The following is an 18274-nucleotide window of genomic DNA, read 5'->3' on the forward strand; positions in this document are numbered from 1 at the left end:
ACACACGATGAGTCAAGGTCATCGTGGGTTGGTATTACTGGCCGGTATGTCCACCTGCCGCCGCAGAGATGGCGTTAACCCGGCTTGCGGATCAGAAAGGTTATGTGCGGACACAGCGTCAGCTTCAGCAGATTGATATCAGCGACCGGCCGGCCCAGTCTGAGGCCGTATTCGACGCACAGGTCGTGAAAGAAGTTGTCGCGGCGGATGAGGTCCTGCAGGTCGTTCCTGGCCGTGGTAATCGCGCGCAGGCGGTGGAACATCCAGGAAAACACATCATAGGCGGCGTGGATCTCTTCCAGCCGCAGACCCGCCTTCACGGCCGCGGCCTTCAGACCCAGAGGCGTGAGATTGTAGAGCGAGTGGTCGTGGACCTGCTCGAGATAGCCGGCGGCGCCGAACACGATGCCATTGGGTTTCAGCACCCGTGCGATCTCGGACAACGCCAAATCGGGGTCGCGGAGGTAACAGAAGATCTGGAAGGCGAAGACGGCGTCGAAACTGGCGTCGTCATAGGGCAGACGCAGGTCCTCGCAGGCATCGACCTCCGGTTGGGGGTCGCCGCCGCTGCCCGGCAGCCCGGCCGGCTGAACGCCGCGCCAGACAAAGCCGGCGTTTTCCAGCATGCCGCGGTAGATGCCGGATCCGCAACCATAGTCGAGCACGCTCGGTATTTCGTCATGGAGCGCGCGGTGCGAGTCACAGAAGCGGACGGCCAGTTGCTCGGGCGATACCGGATCGGTCGAGGTCTGGCTGACGAACGGGCCGATCTCCTGGCGCAAGGAACCGTCGATAACCAGTTCGTGCCCGTCCTGGAACAGTCTCTGCAACAGGGCGGTCAGGCCCGCCATGATCTCTTGGTTTTTCTCTGCCGCAATCCCGTCCATGACGAAGCGTATCTCACGGAAGAATCCACCGGGCAAGCCATGACGGGCCTTTATTACCAGACGATGTGAGCCAGGACGTCGGCCGTAGTGGCACTGTTCACTGTGATGACATTGCCGCCGCCCAAGGTGATCAGCACATTGGCCCCCGACTGGGTGACCATGCCGCTGCTGACCACGCCGCTGGTATAGGCATTGATGTTGATCGTGTCGTTCTGGGCCGCGCTGAAGTCGCTGATGGTGTCGGCGCCGCTAGCCGCTTCGAACAGGAAGAGGTCCGCCCCAAGCCCACCCGCCAGGACATCTGCCCCGCCCTTGCCGTTGAGGGTGTTGTTGCCGCTGTTGCCGGTCAGTGTGTTGGCCAGGCTGTTCCCGGTGGCGTTGACATTGGCTGAACCGGTCAGGTTGATGGTTTCGGCGTAGCGGCCGCTCAAGCTATAGCTAACGGTCGAAGAGATGACGTCGGTCCCTTCGCCGGAGGCTTCCACGACATTGTCGCCGCTGGTCTGGACATAGTAGGTGTCGTTGCCCAGCCCGCCGGTCAGCACATTGACGCCGGAATTGCCGGTCAGGACGTTGTTGAGCGCGTTGCCGGTACCGTTGACGGCGTCCGAACCCGTCAGGGTCAGGTTATCGACATTGGCGGCCAGGGTATGGGTGAGGGCGGTGGAGACCAGATCGATACCTTCGCCGGCCGCTTCGGTGACCACGTCTTCGGCATCGTCGACGACGTAGCTGTCGTTGCCGGTGCCGCCGATCATGGTGTCGGCGCCGGCGCCGCCGTCCAGGCTGTCGTGGCCGCCCAGACCACTCAGGGTGTTCACGCCGTTGTTGCCGGTCAGGGTGTTGGCATTGCCGTTTCCGGTGGCGTCGAGATTGGCCGCGCCGGCCAGGGTGAGGAACTCGACATACCGCCCGGCCAGGGAATAGCTGACGGTCGAAATGACGGTGTCGCTGCCGTCGCCATTGGCCTCTACGACATTGTCGCCGCTGTTTTGAATGTAATAGGTGTCGTTGCCGGCCAGGCCTGACAGGACGTTGTTGGCCTCATTGCCGCTCAGGACGTTGTTGCCGGTGTTACCCGTGCCGTTGACGGCAGCCGCGCCGGTCAGCAGCAGGTTCTCGACATTAGACCCCAGGGTCCAGGTGATGGCGGACTCGACGGTGTCGGTGCCTTCGGCGGCGGCTTCGACGGTGCTGTCGCCTGTGTTCTGGACGACATAGGTGTCGTCACCCGCCAGGCCGGTCAGGACGTTGTTGCCGCTGTTGCCCTCGATCCGGTTGGCCAGTTCGTTGCCGCTGCCGTTGATATTGGCCGAACCGGTCAGAATCAGGTTTTCGACCTGGGTACCCAGGAAGTCGCGCGTCGCCGACGAATAGACGACATCAACGCCGCCGCCCGCCGACTCGACGACGCTGTCGGTCTGGCTCTGGACGTAATAGGTGTCGTTGCCGGCAAGACCCGACAGGACATTGTTGCCGGAATTACCGGTCAGGACGTTATCGAGAGCGTTGCCGATACCATTGATCGCCGTGGCCCCGATCAGGCTCAGGTTTTCGAGATTGGCCCCCAGGGTAAGGGTAATGGAAGTCTCCACCGTGTCGGTGCCTTCGCCGGCAGCTTCGGTGACCAGATCGCCGGTCGTGTTCACAACGTAGGTGTCGTTGCCCAGCCCGCCGGTCAGGGAATCATTGCCCGTACCGCCGTCCAACCGGTTATGGCCGGAATTGCCGTTCAGCGTATTGGCATTGCCGTTGCCGGTGGCGTCGATGTCGGCCGCTCCCGTCAAAGTCAGGACCTCGACGATGCGGCCGGCCAGGCTGTAGCTGGCGGACGCGAAGATGATGTCCGTGCCCTGGCCCGCCGATTCCACGACATTGTCGCTGGAGTTCTGCACCACGTAGGTATCATCACCCAGGCCGCCGCTCAGGACATTGGTGGCGCTATTGCCGGTCAGGATATTGTTGAGCCCATTGCCGGTGCCGTTGATCACGGCCGTGCTCGTCAAGGTCAGGTTTTCCAGCTCTGCCGACAAGGTCAGGGTGATCGAGGATTCGACCGTATCCAAGCCCCCACCGGCCGCTTCGCCGAAAGCATCTCCGGCGGAATTAATGACGTAGGTGTCGTTGCCCAGGCCTCCCACCAGTGTGTCATTGCCGGTGTTGCCGTCCAGACGGTTGGCGTTGTTGTCGCCCGTCAGGCTGTCATTGAAGGTCGAGCCCAGCAGGCCCTCAAAATTGGTCAGCAGGTCATTGCCGTTGCCGGTCGCCTGGGCTGCGCCCTGCAGGGCCAGGCTGACCGTGACGGGTCCGGTAGCGCTGGCGTAGCTGGCGATGTCAAAGCCGGCTTGGCCGTTCAGCGTGTCGTTGCCGGCGCCACCATCGATCGTGTCGTTGCTGTTGCTGCCGGCGTAGCTGTCGTTCCCCCCTCCCCGGAGGATGTACTGGCTGCCGCTGGCGAGCGCCACGTTGATGCTTTCGAACGAGGCGAAGGTGTTGACCCCGATGGTCAGGGTCACACCTGACCACACCAGGTTCAGACCCGAAAGTCCGCTCAGGTTCAGGTTCAGATGGTCGATCCCCGTGCCGCCTGACAGGTTCAGCCGGTTGCCGGCCGCGCCCAGGGCGTTGCCGTCGACATTCATGACATCGTCGCCGCGGCCCATGGTGTAGGCGATGCGTTCCATACCGTTGAACTGGGTGCGATTGGCGCCTTCGTTATAGAAGTCGCCGTAGAAGCGCACGCCACTGTCGTTGTAGATATAGCTGGTAACGCCGGTATCCTGGCTGTTGTTGCGCACCGTCAGGAAATCGTAGCCGGAACCGCCCTCGACATATTGGTAGCCGATGGCGCTGTTCAGGGTGATGGCGTCGTCGCCGCCCGCCAGCCTGAACTGTTCACTCGTCGCCGTCGTGCGTGTGACCGTATCGTTGCCGCTGCCGAAGGTCACATTGAAGACTTCAAAATTGAGCAGGCTGAGGCGGGTACTGGTCAGCGAGGTTTCGTTCAGGACGATATTGGCCGTCAGGGCGCCCAGATTGGCGCTGAGGCTATCGCTCCCGGCGCCGGCATCGAAAGCGATGCTGGTATTGCTGTTGACCAAGGGGCCGCCGTCCAGGCTCAGGGCGTCATTTCCGGATCCGGCGATGACGCTCAAGTTTTCCGTGCCGTTGAACTGGGTGCGGTTGGTGTCGTTATAGATGTCGCCGTAAAAGCGGATGCCGCTGTCATTGTAGATGGCGTGGCCGACATTGGCGGTCACTGTGTGATTGTCGATACTGAGGCTGTCCGTACCGTCTCCCGCTTCGACATACTGGTAACCCGCCGCGCTGGTCAGGGTGACGGTGTCGTTGCCGCCCGCCATGCGCCAGCTCTGGTTGTTGGCGCCGGCGACAGTGACGCTGTCATTGCCGCTGCCCATGTAGACCGTACCGTAGATTTCGAAGCCATTGAGTGCCACACGATCCGCGGTGAGGCTGCTGTTGAACACAGTAATGTCGGTTGTAATGACCGACAGGTTGGCTGAGGTCAGGGTGTCGGTTCCGCCGCCCGCGTCGATATCGGCACTGTTGGCCACGGTCGCGAGCACCCCGCCATCGAAGGTGAGCGCGTCGTTGCCGGTACCCATTCGGTAGACAAGCGCCTCGGTCCCGTTGAATTGCGTGCGGTTGCCGCCGTCATTGTAAAAATCGCCGTAGAAGCGTGCGCCGCTGTCGTTGTAGACATTGCTCGACACGCCCGCTGTCTGCGTCGAGTTGTCGACCGACAGGGTATCGAACCCGCCGGCCAGTTCGATGTACTGATAGCCGTGGGCGCCATTCAGGGTCACGCTATCGTTGCCGGCGCCCAGGCGCAGATCCTGGCCGGCGGTTTCGGTCAGGGTTACGCTGTCATTGCCGCTGCCGAAGGTCACGACATAACTGATGAAGCCCAGAAGGCTCAGGCGGCTCGTCGTCAGGGAGGCGTTGTTCAGGACGATATCAGTGGTGATGACCCCCAGGTTCGCCGACAGGTGGTTGCCTCCAGCGCCGGCGTCGACATAGACCGTGTTGGCCACAACCGCCAGCGGACCGGCGTCGAGGGTCAGGGTATCGCTGCCTGAGCCCATATAATAGGTCAGGTTCTCAACGGCGTTATACTGCGTGCGATTGCCGGCGTCATTGTAGAGGTCGCCATAGAAGTCAACGCCGCCGTTGTTGTACAAGGTGCTGCCGACGGCGACCGTTTGCGCGGAGTTGTTCACCGTCAGGCTGTCTTGGCCCGCCCCCATGGCGACATACTGGTAACCCAGGGCGCCGTTGAAGGTGACGCTGTCATTACCATTGCCGAGCACCAGACTCTGGCCGCCCGTATTGTTTAGAGTGACGCTGTCGTTACCGCTGCCGAAGGTGACATTGTAGGTGGTGAAGTTCTTTAGCGACAACCGGCTGGTGGTCAGAGACGCATTGGTCATAACTATGTTGGTGGCAACGACCCCCAGATTGGCGTTCAGCGTATTCACGCCGCCGCCGGCATTCACGGCAACATTGGTATTCGAAGCGGCGAGAGGGCCTCCGTCCATGGTGAGGGTGTCGTTCCCCAGGCCCATCGTATAGTTGATCTTCTCGATGCCGTTATACTGGACACGGTTGGTGTCGTGGTAGAGGTCGCCGTAGAAGTCCACGCCGCCATTGTTGTACAAGGTGCTGCTAACCCCCACCACCTGGCTGGCGGCATTGACGTTCAGCGTATCCTTGCCGGCGCCGCCTTCGACATAGATGTAGCCTGTCGGATTGTTGTAGGTGAAGATATCGTCGCCGGGGCTGTTGCGCAGTCCGCCATTGCCGGTCACCAGCTTTTGGGAGTCGTCGCCGATGGCTGCGACAGGGGGCGTGCCCAGACTCTCATGTGTCAAGGCGGGAGCGGTGATGATCACGCGGAATGGGCTGTCATCAAACGACGGCAGGAGGCTGCTATGGATCTTGCCATCGTGGGCACGTGATGCTGGGCTGCCATCGAGATAGATGGCGTTGGCGACACCGCCGGTGCGGCCGGAATGATCGACAAAAAGGGCAGGCATGGTCGTTTCCTCGAATTATGATCTGGCGGGAGTGGGCGCGGCATCGCCGCGTATCCGGAAAAAATGACAGGCTACTTTGACGGCTACGGTAATGAGGACGCGGGCGCCGTGCCGAAATCGGACGCAAGGCGCGGGTACGGCATTAGGATTTGATTAAGGTTTTACCGGAACGGCGTTCTCTTGGCTACAGAAAACGCCGTATCGTTGATCCACTATCCTGTCACGCCGCTGGCAAAATGATTAATGACAATCAGGGGGAGCAGCGCTACTGTTGACTGGGTCGACATGCAATGGGGCGCAGGGAGACAGGTGCTTGAGTGACAGGCCGACGGGTATAGGGGCGTTGACCGAGCGCCAGAAGGAAATTCTGCGCCTGATCGCGCGGCACCACCAGGAGAAGGAGATCGCACGTCTCCTGCGGATCAGTGTGCCGACGGTCAAGGACCACGCCGCCACGGCGCGGCGGCACCTCGGTGTCAGTACAACGCGCAAGGCCGCCATGATGCTGGTGGAATACGAGGCCGGCGCCGGAGCTATACCCGGCGTAGGGTATACGTCGCGATCAGTCGCCAGACCGCCCGAACCTCTGTCAGCTTCAGGTCATGAGCCAAGCATTCAAACCGAACGACGACTACCTGATCATCACCTACCAGGAGCTGGAAATGGCCTGGAGGATGCTCGCTTCACCCGAGAAGCTGGATCAGATTACGGACACACTGGATTCCGTCCGGCAACTGAACCGCAGCTACGGGCCGGAGAAGGCCATCTTCACCATGGTCTCAGCGACGGCGTGGCTGACCCAGGACGAGCCAGCGTAACGACGAGTGCGGGGTTCATTTCCCGGCTGAAATCGATGTCACTTCCGATGTGGCTGGGGCTGATTGCAACGACCGCCGTGGGATCTCTGATCCTCATGACGTTCGTTCTGGCCCTGACGCTCGGAACCCTGAACGTCATTCAGCAGATCACACACTACTTCGGCTGGTGAGCACGCCAGTCGGCGTTCTCAGCAGTTAGGGGTATCAAGATGAAACGAGCGGATATGGTGCGGTACGGCGCCGAGCAACTGATCAACGCAGAAAACGCCATCGAACTGGCGCTGTGTCAGTCGGCGACGCTGATCAGCGAGCTCAGCCGGATGCGCATGGAGTCCCGACTGTCGGCTGTGGTCGGCCAGGATGCCCTTGACTCCGCGGCGGACGTCATCATCAAACTGACCGAGGCGCGCCGCGCCATCGTCCAGACCCACGGTCACCTCAACGACGTCAAGATCCAGATCGGTTGTGGAGCGGTCGCCGCCGGTGACGTCGAAAAGCCTCCCAAGCCGACACCTACTGGTATGCGGTTGCCCCTGGCCGTGGCTGCCGAATAAGGAGACGCATGTATTACACCTGGGCTATCGTCTCCCGATTCTGGGGATTTCTCATCGTACCCTATGCCCTCGTGCGTGGCGGCCCCGCGGAAAGATGCGGTGCCGCCATTTACGGTTTGGCCTGGGCTGCGACCTTTTTTTCCCAGAGCCGCGACGGCAACGGGCCAGGCATATGGGTTTTCGTCATCGATTCCCTGATGATGCTGGCATTTATCGTCCTGTCGGCGGTGACCCGCAAAATTTGGACGCTGTTTGCGGCGGCCTTCGCCATGGCCGCGGTATTGTGTCACATCGCCGGCATGATTGGGCAGGTCAATGTGGTGACCTATGTCACCGGGATCATGTTGTGGGGCGCCTATGGCATGCTGGTAGCACTGACTGGGGGCATGATCAGCGTCGAACTGGAACGTTACCGCCGGCATCGCCAGAAGCCTGAATCTTAGTGGCAAATGCAACCATGGGCGATTTTATGCGGCATACTTTCTTCCGGTTGCTTACGCCGAGTGCGTAGCACTCGCTATGGTGCCAACACTGAATCGTCCCGGCCTACGCTGCGGGCGACTGTTTTTATTCCAACCCCCAGCAATGGACCTGAATATGGACGAAAGCCGCGTTCATCCCATAGATGTACATGTCGGAAGCCGCGTGCGTATGCGGCGCAAATTTATGGGAATCTCCCAGCAGGTGCTGGGTGACAGTATTGGCCTGACCTTCCAGCAGGTGCAGAAGTACGAGCGCGGGTCGAACCGCATCAGTGCGTCAAAGCTGTGGCATATCGGTCAGGTGCTGAAGGTGCCGATCGACTATTTCTTTGACGGCTTTGCCGGCGGAGAGGCGCCCGAAGATGCGCCGGGCGGAACCGAGGCGAAGATCAATGCCTTTTTGACCACCACCGAAGGCATCGAACTGGCGGAAGTCTTCCCTAAGGTGTCGGGCCCCAAGCTGCGTCGCAAGGTCCTGGACCTGGTCAAGGCCCTGGCTGACGACTCCGAAATCTAATTCGAGCCGTGGTCGGCGAAATTTTCTTCTGAAGGCAACCGCCTTCATCCATAAATTTATTCCGGCGCCGTGACTGCGGCGCCGGAATTTTTTTTGGTCACTTCGCAGCGTTGACGATGTCGGTAATCGTCACAGGGAAGCCCTGGGTCGCGGCGCCGCGATCGAACAGCCCCGACTGGTGGTTGGTCAGGTATCCGTTGTCCCAGTACATTGGGATCATGCCGTGCTGGAAGGCGGAGCCGGTGATGTATTTGTTCCAGTAGTTGCGATAGATGCCGCTGGCATCGTACTCGGTGCGCAGGCTGGCGGCGTATTCGCCCAGGATGACCGGCACGCCCTTGTCGACGAAGTTGACCTTCATCTTCTGGAACTGCGCATCGGTATAGGCCTCGTTGGCCCAGGTCTCGGTATTGGCCGGGCTGGTGGCGATCGAGCCCCACTGCCAGATCGTGCTGCCGGTATTCAGCGTAAAATTGTAGGGGTCATAGTAGTGCACCTCCATCATCAGCCGGCCGGTCGTGGTGTCCGTCGGCAGGGTGGCGTTGCACAGAAGGGTGTGGTCGATATTGGTGTTGAAGCCCTGGACCACCAGCCAGCGTGAGGTGTTCCCGCCGCCGGTGGCGCGCACAGCATCGACGAACTTCTGATTGAAGCCGTGCTGCACCTCGCAATATTCGGCCTTGGGCGTGCCATAGTCGCCGTCCACCATGACCTCGTTGGTGCCGGCAAACAGCAGGTGGTCGTCATAGTCCTTGAACGTGGTGCCGATCTGGGTCCAGAACTTGGTCAGGCGGGCATCGGCGACGGCCTCGCTGGCATAGGTCGGCTGCAGCCAGCCGCCGTCCCAGTGGACGTTGATCATGACATACAGATCCGCCGCACGGGCATAGTCGATGACCTCCTTCACCCGCGTCAACCAGGCCGCGTTGATGGTGTCGCTGGAGTCGGCATACTGCTTCCACGACACCGGGATGCGGATGCTCTTGAAGCCGGCGGCCTTGACGGCCGTCATCAGGGCCTGGGTCGCGGCTGGATTGCCCCACGCCGTCTCCTGCGATACCGAATGCGGCGGTGTGCCCGAGCCGATGGCTTCCAGGGTATTGCCGAGATTCCAGCCCGGCGACATTTCGGTCAGGGCATTGGCGGCGGTCAGCCCGGCCGACGACGACGAACTGCTGCTTGAGCTGCTCGAACTGCTGCTTGAGCTGGAGCTGCTGGTGGCAGTGCTGGAGCTCGAACTGGAGCCCCCGCCACCGCCTCCGCCTCCGCCTCCGCCTCCGCCACAGGCGGTCAGCATCACGACCGTCGCCAGGCCCAGCGCCCAGGACGCCTTCGTCTTCGACGTTTCGAAAGTCTTCAGTGTAAACACATCAAATCTCCCCATTAGGTTTTTTGGATCAGGCGCCGTTGGTCAGCGCACGATAGGTGAAGGTGTTGAGCCGCACGGCGCCGGTCCCGGTGCAGCAGATGGCGATCTTCAGGCTCAGGAATCCTCCGAAGACATTGTGGTGCATGCCCGATACCTCCATCCGGGTCGGATGGCGGATCCAGGATGCGCCGTCATCGGGCGAATAGTGCCAGGTGATGACGTTGTCCTGATTGGTGACCCTCAGGCGCAGCTGGCGCGCCGTGATCTTCTGCCGGTTCCAGGCGTGGTCCTCGGCATATTGCCAGGTCCGCGTCTCTTCGCCGGTAAAGCCGACCCCGACATAGGCTTTGGAATTATAGTAAAGCAGCAGGCCCGCCACGGCCTCGCCTTCCAGTTCCAGGGTAACCTCGACCTCGTACGACCGGTCGCCGACCGGGCAGGTCAGCGGCGCACTATCGGCCGGCGACGTGCCTCGGGCGGCCAGGCGAAGGCCCTTGCCCTCGTACTTCACCCGGTCCATTTCGCCGGGCTTGGGGTCGTGGAAGCTCCACTGGATGCCGAAGCGGTTGGCGCTGAAATCGTCCGACAGTTTGAACCCGGCCGGGCCTGCCGTGCCGCCCTTGGGTTTCCTCATCGGCTTGGACAGGTCAACGCCCAGAGCGCGGAACCAGCCATCCTTGGTCCATTCGGCGGGCTCCAGCAGGGTCTGGCGGCCAAGCGTCCGGAAACCGTTCTCGTAGCCGTGGTACACCAGCCACCAGTCAGCTTCTCCGTTTTTTGGTGAAGGCCCTTCCATCAGAGTGGCGTGGCCGCGCGACCACCAGGGTTCGTCGGTGCTGAGCGTGCGGACCAGGGGGTTGTTAGGGTAGTGCTCCCACGGTCCGTGGATCGATTTGGAACGCGCAGCGATGACCATATGGCCGGTTACGGGGCCGGCCGTACCGCCGACGGCGGTCACCAGGTAAAAATACTCGCCGCGGCGCAGCAGCTTGGGGCCTTCCGGCGCGAAGTTCTCCACGATCCAGTCGTCGGGATTGATCCACGGTTGATAGGCCGGCTCCAGGACACCGTCCGCCGCCAGGCCGTCGTCGGTCAGGCGGATCTTGCGGATGCCGTTGACGAACAGGTAGCGCTTGCCGTCCTCACCGACGATGTGGCCGGGATCGATGCAGTCATGGATGTTGAGATCGACCGGATCGCTCCATGGACCTTTGATATCGGCGGCCCAGATGGCATAGATCGACCACGGCTTGCCGTCGGGTGCGGCCGGGATGTAGATGAAATAGCGATCGTTGTGCTTGCACAGGTCGACAGCCCAGATGGTGCCCAGCGGCTTGAACAGGGCCGGACCGACCGGTGTCCAGTTGACCAGGTCGGTCGAGTGCCAGATGACCAGGCCCGGATACGAAAAGAACGATGAGAACGTCATGTAGTAGTCGTCACCATCCTTAAGGATGGTCGGGTCGGGATGGTCGCCGGCGATGATAGGGTTGAGATAGGTGCCGTCGCCAAGGTCGGCTTTGCGCTGACCTTCCGGGCCTGTGCCCCACTGCGGCTTGGCCCTCTTGTCGCCCGCCACGGCAACGGCCGGCACCAGGACGGCGGGTGTCAGGACAGCGGGTGTCAGGACAGCATTGGCCGCCAGAGTCGTGAACAGATTGCGGCGTGTCGTCAAGGCGGGCGTCCTCAGTTCGGCGTGATGGTGACGATGACTCTGGCGTACCGCGTCAGGGCGGGCGCGCCCTTATCGGTGACTTTGACGATGAAATGGGCGGTCTCGGCTTTCGAAACCTGAGGTGCCACGACCGGAACGGCATAGATGTTCTCGGCACCGGCGATGGCGATCGGCGTCTTGAGGCTTCCCGCTTCCGGATAATGGAACCAGAGATAGCTGAGATTGTCGCCGTCCGGATCGCGGCTGCCAGCGGCGCTCAAGGTAAAGCGCTCACCCGACTTGACGGTCAGGTGGTCGGCATGCCCCAGGGCTACAACCGGCGGGTGGTTGGCCTTGGCATAGGGCCTGATCGTCCAGTCCATGCGCGCGGCAAAGTCGTTCTGAAAGTCCTTGCGCCAGCGCCACACGGTCGTCTTGTAGCCGGTCGCGCTCTTGTCCGACGGGCGAACGGCGCGGCCGAAGTCACTGGCCACGAAGGGCGTATAGGTGTCGACGGCATTGCTCCAGATCGGCCGCGGTTCCTGCTCGATCGCCATGCCGCCGTTGAAACCCTTCGGGTCGGTATCGGCCAGTTTCGGCACGTACAACTCATAACGTCCGCCCCAACCGCCCCACTCCGGGTGGTCAGGTACATTCAGCCCGTTGGGGATCAGCGCCAGGAAGCTTGGCGTATCGCCTTCCATGCCATAGGCGACGTCCGGGTACATGGCGCCGAGCGGCCCGTGGCCCTGCTGGATATTGGCGCCCAGCCAGGCATTGCTGATCTCGGTATTATCGAAGCCCGCTTCAACATGCATGATGCCGCTCCAGGTGGCGTTGCCGTAACCGCCCGGGCTGACGATGTAGAACAGGTCCGGGAAGGTTTTGCGCATCCAGATGCCGGAATCGTCCTGGTCGGAGATGGTATAGACGCGCAGCTTGGCGACCAGCCGTTTGACCTCGGCCGGGGAGCGGGTTTCGCGCAGTTTGTAGAGCGCCTGGGCCAGGGTGTTGGCGCCACCCCAAACCGAAACCCAAAGCGGTCGGTTATCGGGTGTGTCCAGCAGGGCGATGATGCGGTCGGAGCCGGGTGAATCCTTGCCCTTTCCGACCCCAGTCATGCCGTAAAGCGGCAGGCCCTGGGTGACGCGGTCCTGCAGCGCCTGGGCCGTGGGGTAACCCGGCGCGTGCAGCAACAGATTGGCCTGCACCTGGCCATAGGCGGTGATGATGGCGCGCAGCGACTCCGGCGCCACCCGGTTCTTCATATGGACTGAGGTCGTCGCTACGATGGCCTCGACATCGATTTCGTTGCTGTAAACCAGCAGGCGGACCATCGACTCGCTGTCGTCGGGTTCATTCTCGATATCGGTCAGGACGACAACGCGCTGTTTGACCGCTTCGGCCGCGGCCGTCCCGGCGAAACATAAGGTCGCCGCCGTCAGGATCGCTGCAAGGCGCTTCACGGCTGCACCTTTACCAGGACGACATCGTTGCTGTTCATCGCCACCGTCACCTCGGCCGTACCGTCAGCGCCGACCTTGATCCGGCGCGTGGTTTCCGGGGCATCGGTGGTCAGGCTTTGCAGCTTGGCCAGTTGCTCCGGCGTGGCGTCCTTGGGCGAGCCCATGGCGATCCAGTGGGAGTAGGCGTCATTGACCTTGTAGCCGGTGCGCTGGACGGTCACGGTGTAGCTGCCGGGCTTGAGGCCGCTCAAGACAACCTTCGCCGGGACGGAGGTCCGGTTCGGCACCAGCTTGCTGAAGAAGGTGCCGTTGCTGCTGCCCTTCTGGTCGGGGTGCTGGTAATCCCAGATCACCGCCGACAGGGTGTTGCCGTCCGACGATGCCCAGACCTGACCGTCCGTGGACGGAATTTCATTGCCCTTGAGCGCGTTGAGATACTTGTAGCCGAACCACGACGCCTTGCGGATGCCGTCGCGAGTCATCAGGCCGAAACCGCCATGGAAGGTCGCCGAAGGCGGGCCGGGCTCTTCGAACAGGTCGGAATAAAGCCAGTAGCTCATACCCTGGACGATGCCTTGCGTGGCCTTCAGCTTGCTGAGGATATAGGGCGCAGCGATGTAGGAATCGTGGCTCAAGTCGCGCGGATTGTAGCTGGTGCTCCACTCGGTGAAGAACAGTGGCAGGCCCGGCAGGTGCGACGCTTCGATCTCGTTACGCACCTTCTGGACATCACCGATGACCGCATTGGGATTCTTCGACAACTGGAGGTCCATCTTGCCCTCTTCGTCGAGATAGCCGTAATCGACACCGTAGGTATGGGTGGTGGCGAAATCGACCGGGGTGTTGGTGGTCTTGGCCCAGGCCAGCAACTCCGGCACCCAAGCGGCGCCGGCCGTCGACGGCCCGCCGACCTTGAGCTGCGGATCGATGGCTTTGATGGTGCGCGCGGTCAGACCGTAAAGAGCGAAATAGACCTCCTGGTCGGCATGCTGGAAGAAGCCGTCGAGATTGGGCTCGTTCCACACCTCGAAATACCAGGTACGGACCTCGTCGATGCCGTACCGGGCGATCAGGTGACGGACGAAGCTGTCGATCAGCTGCTTCCACAGGTCGAAGCGCGGATGCGAGGTATTGCCCTTCCAGTAGAAGATGGTCTGGTCCGAGGTCTTGATGGCCGACGGCGTGAAGCCCAACTCGACGAAGGGCTTGATGCCCATTTTCAGGAAGCTGTCATAGAGATAGTCAATCTTCGTCCAGTCATAGACCAGCTTGTTATCGACCATCTTCACCGTGCCCAGCTCGTCGTGGAAGATGTCGTGGAAACGGATATAGCGGAAACCCAGTTCCTGCGCGGCCAACTTCAACTGCGCCAGGTTGGCGTCGCGGATGGTGACACCGGGATAGTCGGCACCGACCGACAGGTCGAAGAAGCGATCGACCGGCTGCGTCGCCTTGCCGGCGTCCAGCTCGATGGTGCGGGTCGTGGTTGCGGCCAGGGCCGGCGTCGCCGCGGCCAGGGCCAGCAGCGAGGTCAGGGTGGTGCGGCGTGAAATAGGTCGCGTCATGGTTTCCTCATCTATTTTTGGGCAGGCGACGGCCGGAACAGGCGAAAATCGGGTAAGGGCGGGGCAGGCGGGTCGTCGTCCGTCCTGACGATATACAGCGTGTTGGCGGTGCCGTCGAACGCCGGCCAGGCGGGCAGGTCCGGGCCGTTCGGCGATCCCGTGGTGGCAAATCGCACCCAGGTATCGGCCAGTTGCGACGCCAGTTTACGGTCATTGGCCGTCCAGGCGCGCTTCGACCCGTCGAGATTGTCGAAGATATACTGGACGTCAGCGCCGTGACCGATGCCGCAGCCATAGTTGCACGGCGTCTCCTGGGCCGGCATATGGGCGAACAGGTAGATATAGGCGTCCGATCCGTCCTGTTGCGCCTGCAGATCGGCCCAGTACCACATCCGCCAGCCCCACCAGTCATTGGTCAGACGGTTGATCGAGGCCCTGGCGTCGGCATCGGTTCCTGCCGGATAGGCGGCCAGCAGAGCGTCGGATGGGGCATGGCCCAGCAACTGCGTCACCAGCGCGTTGTAGTTGGCGGCGGTAAAGTCAGAGGTTTTGAGCAGCTCCGGCGCCAGGTCCTTGCCCTCGTCGGCGGCCCAGCCGACCAGCAGCGGCACGTCGTTATAGCGGCGGCCGGCATAGAGGCTGGTCAGGTCCTCACGCAGGACATAGCCGTCAACGCTGGGGACCGTGTACCACGGCACCGCATGCAGGGCTTCGACGCTCATCCGGCGCAGGTCGGAAACATGAGTGGCGCCGGCGGCCTGGGTATAGGTCACGGCCCGCGCTTCGGCGCCTGTGCGCGAAAACATGGCGTCCTCGCTGGGGTCGATAGGCATGGCATAGTTGCCGCTTTGGGCGATGCCGCGATGGAAAAGCCCCTTGGCCACCGGCGACGCCATCAGCAGGTTGACCGATTCACCGCCGGCCGAATTGCCCATGATGGTGACGCGCTGCGGGTCGCCGCCGAAGGCCGCGATGTTGTCGCGGACCCATTGCAGGGCGGCGATCTGATCCTCGATGCCCTGATTGCCCGAGGCCTGGTGCGGCGACTCGGCCGCCAGTTCCGGATGGGCGAAGAAGCCGAAAATGCCGAGGCGATAATTGATGCTTACGACCACAGCGCCATGCTGCGCCAGGTTGGCGCCGTCATAGGAGGTCTGCATGCCCGACCCGCCGGTAAAGGCGCCGCCATGAATCCACACCATGACCGGCAGGTCCTTGGCGTTTTCCGGCGCCCAGACATTGAGATAGAGGCAGTCCTCACTCTTGCGCTCCGCCACCCAGGTCGCGGTCTGGGCACAGGCGGCCGACCGGCGTTGCGCTGGCCGCACACCGTCCCACGACGCGACCGGCTGGGGCGAGCGCCAGCGCAACTCGCCGACCGGCGGCGCTGCGAACGGCCACCCCCAGCCACGACCTGACGCTGCCGTCGTCCGTGCCGACGATCTGACCGCCGGTCACCTGGACCGGCGCCAGTACCACAAGCGCGGCGGCCAGGAGTGAGATCATCGCGACACGACCTTGACCAGGCCCGGTGCCGACTTGGCGAAGGCCTTGTCGCTGCCGGTGGCGGTCAGGGTCTTGGAAGTGTCGTCCCAGTGCAGTTTGGTCAGGCTGACGCCCTTGCCGGCTTCGTAGTCGTAGGTATTGCCGTCGTCGTCATAGAGGGTGAAGTCGCCGTCCTTGCCGGGATAGATGGCGATGGCAGTGATGGCCTGTTTGGTCGCCGTAGACGGGATGTCGGCGCCGATGGGCAGGATCGAACCGGCCTTAACGAACAGCGGAATCTGATCAATCGGCGCGGCGACCGTCAACCACTGCCCGCCGGCGAACTTTTCGTTGGTCCAGTAGTTGTACCAGTCGGCTCCGGCCGGCAGATAGACGCGCTTTTCGGTCTGGCCCTGTTCAGTGATCGGCGCGACCAGGAAGGCCGGGCCGAACATGTATTGCGTCCCCAGGTCCGCCACATTGGGGTCCTGCGGGAAGTCCATCCACAGCGGGCGCATGAAAGGCGCGCCCGTGTCGTAGGTCATCTTGGCCTGGCTGTAGATATAGGGGATCAGTTGGTAGCGCAGCCGGTCGAACTTCGCCATCACGCCCTCGGCCTGCTTGCCGAAAGCCCAGATCTCGGCGTTCTTGCGGTCACCGTGCAGGCGCAGGGTCGGCAGGAAGGTACCGTACTGGAACCAGCGGGTGTGCAATTCCGGATAGTCGTGGTTCTGGCCCACCGTCTCACGCGCATCGGACGGATCCAACAGCGGCGTCTTGGTGGCATTCGTCGTCTGCGGCAGCCATTGCCAGCCGCCGATGTCGTTGCCCCAGTAGGCGATGCCCGATGCCGTCATATTCAGGCCCGTCGGGACCTGGCGCTGCAGCGCCTCCCACGACGGATGGATGTCGGACGACCAGAACAGGGCGCCGGTGCGTTGCGAGCCAAGATAGGCCGCCCGCGCGAGGATCAGGACGCGCTTGTTGGGCTTCCAGGCACGCATGCCCTGGGCCACGCCCTCGACATGGACCAGCGGATACAGGTTGCGATAGCGGTCGCCGGTGCCGATCGAGAAGTGATACCCTTCCGGCACCAGGTCCGGCTCGGTCTCGTCCAGCCACGGATAGTCAAAGCCCTGGCTCAGAATATTGTCCTTGATCTTGCCCCAGAACCATTGCCGCGCCTCGGGGTTGGTCGAGTCGATCAGGGCGCCTGTGCGGTCCGACCGGAAGGGCAGGCCGTCGACCGGTGAACCATCCTTGTGGTGCAGGAAATAGCCCTTGGCCGCCAGTTCGTTGTAATAGCGGCCCGAGGTCTCATAGCGCGGCCACACCGAGATGATCGACTGCATCCCCATGTCGTGCAACTGCTTGTTCATACCGGCGGCGTCGGGAAACTGCGCCGGGTCGATGTCCATCTGGCCCATGCGGGTCCAGTGGAACCAGTCGACCACCATGACGTCGAGCGGATAACCCTTCTGGCGGTAGGTGTTGGCGACGCGCAGCACCTGTTCCTGGCTGTCGTAGCGCGCCTTGGACTGGATCAGGCCGAAGGCGGCCTTGGGCGGGATCGGGGTCTTGCCGGTGACGCGGGCATAGGCCGAATAGATCTGTTCCGGCGTATCGCCGGTGACAATGAAGAAGCTGACACGCTCGCCGACCTTCGACTGGAAGGCGGTGCGGCCGTTGACGGCGCCAACAAAGCGGGTCTGCGACGGGTTGTCCCAGATAATGCCGTAGCCCTTGGACGACACCATGAACGGGACGCAGACGGTTTCGCCGGCCGGAGCGTCGTACCAGTGTTTGCAGTCCAGGACCTTGCCGCGCAGGTCCAGCGAACCCAGCGATTCCTGGTTCTGGCCCATGCCATAGAGATGCTCGTCGGCGGGCGCGGCAAAGGACGCGCCGACCTGGTAGGTCGCTTCGCCATTGACCTCGTGCGGCGCCATTTCCCAGCCGTTCATAGTCAGCAGGGTGTCACCGCGGGCGTTCTTTACCGTCAAGCCGACCGGCGCGAGGGATGGCGCGAAATACTTCTCGCCCTGGCTGGGCACGCGCGGCGCCGGGGCTGGATTGATCTTCAAAGTCAGGGCATTGGAGGCGAAGGTGTCGCCATCCGCACCCGTGGTCTGGCGGAAACCGGAGTTGTCGCCATTGGCTGGTAAAATGCCATAGCCTGGACCTTTCAAGGCCTCGGCCTTCTCGGCAGCGATGGTGACGTGGACCACATTGGGGCCGTAGGCTTCAACGCTGACCCAGGCGCCATTGCGGTCGAGGGTGGCGATCGGCGCCGCCAGGGCTCCTGACGCCAGGGTCATGGCCGAGGCCAGGACGGCGAGTGATGCGCCGACGGAAAACTTGCTCATCTGTGCTCCGATACAAAGGTCCCTCCCGGTGTGACGGCCGGGAGGGTAAGTTTT

General features: G+C 62.3%; 14 protein-coding genes and 1 pseudogene. 6 read left to right on the forward strand and 9 right to left on the reverse strand.

Annotated features, from left to right (window positions below):
- Positions 1–74: 74 nt before the first annotated feature.
- Together ABI_RS06860 and ABI_RS06865 are read right to left on the reverse strand one after the other, a co-directional pair.
- On the reverse strand, positions 75–851 hold the full coding sequence (locus ABI_RS06860) for a class I SAM-dependent methyltransferase (protein ID WP_157138731.1): 777 nt from the start codon (positions 849–851) through the stop codon (positions 75–77).
- A gap of 89 nt (positions 852–940) precedes the next feature.
- Positions 941–5944 (reverse strand): beta strand repeat-containing protein, encoded by a 5004-nt coding sequence (locus ABI_RS06865; RefSeq protein WP_006272158.1) that lies wholly within the window; start codon positions 5942–5944, stop codon positions 941–943.
- Positions 5945–6287: 343 nt separating this feature from the next.
- On the opposite strand from ABI_RS06865, the pseudogene ABI_RS26610 reads away from it, so the two are divergent.
- The 6 genes and pseudogenes from ABI_RS26610 to ABI_RS06885 all read left to right on the forward strand — a co-directional run.
- Positions 6288–6437 (forward strand): annotated as a pseudogene (locus ABI_RS26610) (LuxR C-terminal-related transcriptional regulator); the annotation flags it as partial.
- 109 nt (positions 6438–6546) lie between these two features.
- The gene (locus ABI_RS26125; RefSeq protein WP_006272159.1) at positions 6547–6762 is read left to right on the forward strand and encodes a hypothetical protein; all 216 of its coding nucleotides are present in this window, start codon (positions 6547–6549) and stop codon (positions 6760–6762) included.
- Positions 6763–6797: 35 nt separating this feature from the next.
- Positions 6798–6932: a hypothetical protein gene (locus ABI_RS26440; protein ID WP_280959735.1), complete on the forward strand. Its 135-nt coding sequence runs from the start codon at positions 6798–6800 to the stop codon at positions 6930–6932.
- Between the two features lie 39 nt (positions 6933–6971).
- Entirely contained in the window at positions 6972–7316 is a 345-nt protein-coding gene (locus ABI_RS06875) for a hypothetical protein (RefSeq protein ID WP_006272161.1), read from the forward strand.
- An 8-nt stretch (positions 7317–7324) separates the two neighbouring features.
- Positions 7325–7759 carry a hypothetical protein gene (locus tag ABI_RS06880; protein ID WP_040308667.1) on the forward strand — a complete coding sequence of 145 codons (435 nt, stop codon included), beginning with the start codon at positions 7325–7327 and terminating at the stop codon, positions 7757–7759.
- Positions 7760–7967: 208 nt separating this feature from the next.
- Positions 7968–8315 (forward strand): helix-turn-helix domain-containing protein, encoded by a 348-nt coding sequence (locus ABI_RS06885; protein WP_006272163.1) that lies wholly within the window; start codon positions 7968–7970, stop codon positions 8313–8315.
- Between the two features lie 97 nt (positions 8316–8412).
- Here ABI_RS06885 and ABI_RS06890 read toward each other — a convergent pair whose 3' ends face one another.
- From ABI_RS06890 to ABI_RS06920, 7 genes are read right to left on the reverse strand one after another with little or no spacing between them, the layout of a single operon-like run.
- Positions 8413–9684: a glycoside hydrolase family 5 protein gene (locus ABI_RS06890; RefSeq protein WP_006272164.1), complete on the reverse strand. Its 1272-nt coding sequence runs from the start codon at positions 9682–9684 to the stop codon at positions 8413–8415.
- Positions 9685–9712: 28 nt separating this feature from the next.
- On the reverse strand, positions 9713–11359 hold the full coding sequence (locus tag ABI_RS06895; protein WP_006272165.1) for a family 43 glycosylhydrolase: 1647 nt from the start codon (positions 11357–11359) through the stop codon (positions 9713–9715).
- A gap of 11 nt (positions 11360–11370) precedes the next feature.
- A complete protein-coding gene (locus ABI_RS06900) occupies positions 11371–12804 on the reverse strand; it encodes a DUF1593 domain-containing protein (RefSeq protein ID WP_006272166.1) in 1434 nt (477 codons plus the stop codon).
- Positions 12801–14369 carry a GH39 family glycosyl hydrolase gene (locus ABI_RS06905; protein WP_006272167.1) on the reverse strand — a complete coding sequence of 523 codons (1569 nt, stop codon included), beginning with the start codon at positions 14367–14369 and terminating at the stop codon, positions 12801–12803. Before ABI_RS06905 ends, ABI_RS06900 begins: the two co-directional genes overlap by 4 nt.
- Before the next feature lie 11 nt (positions 14370–14380).
- Positions 14381–15739 carry a carboxylesterase/lipase family protein gene (locus tag ABI_RS06910; protein ID WP_083811413.1) on the reverse strand — a complete coding sequence of 453 codons (1359 nt, stop codon included), beginning with the start codon at positions 15737–15739 and terminating at the stop codon, positions 14381–14383.
- Positions 15627–15875 (reverse strand): hypothetical protein, encoded by a 249-nt coding sequence (locus ABI_RS25575; RefSeq protein ID WP_169313697.1) that lies wholly within the window; start codon positions 15873–15875, stop codon positions 15627–15629. The genes ABI_RS06910 and ABI_RS25575 overlap by 113 nt, the downstream gene beginning before the upstream one ends.
- Complete coding sequence (locus ABI_RS06920; RefSeq protein ID WP_006272170.1) at positions 15872–18220, reverse strand: glycoside hydrolase family 31 protein; 2349 nt, start codon at positions 18218–18220, stop codon at positions 15872–15874. The genes ABI_RS25575 and ABI_RS06920 overlap by 4 nt, the downstream gene beginning before the upstream one ends.
- Positions 18221–18274 lie beyond the last annotated feature (54 nt).

This window comes from Asticcacaulis biprosthecium C19 (genome assembly GCF_000204015.1).
GTDB classification, from domain to species: Bacteria; Pseudomonadota; Alphaproteobacteria; order Caulobacterales; family Caulobacteraceae; genus Asticcacaulis; species Asticcacaulis biprosthecius.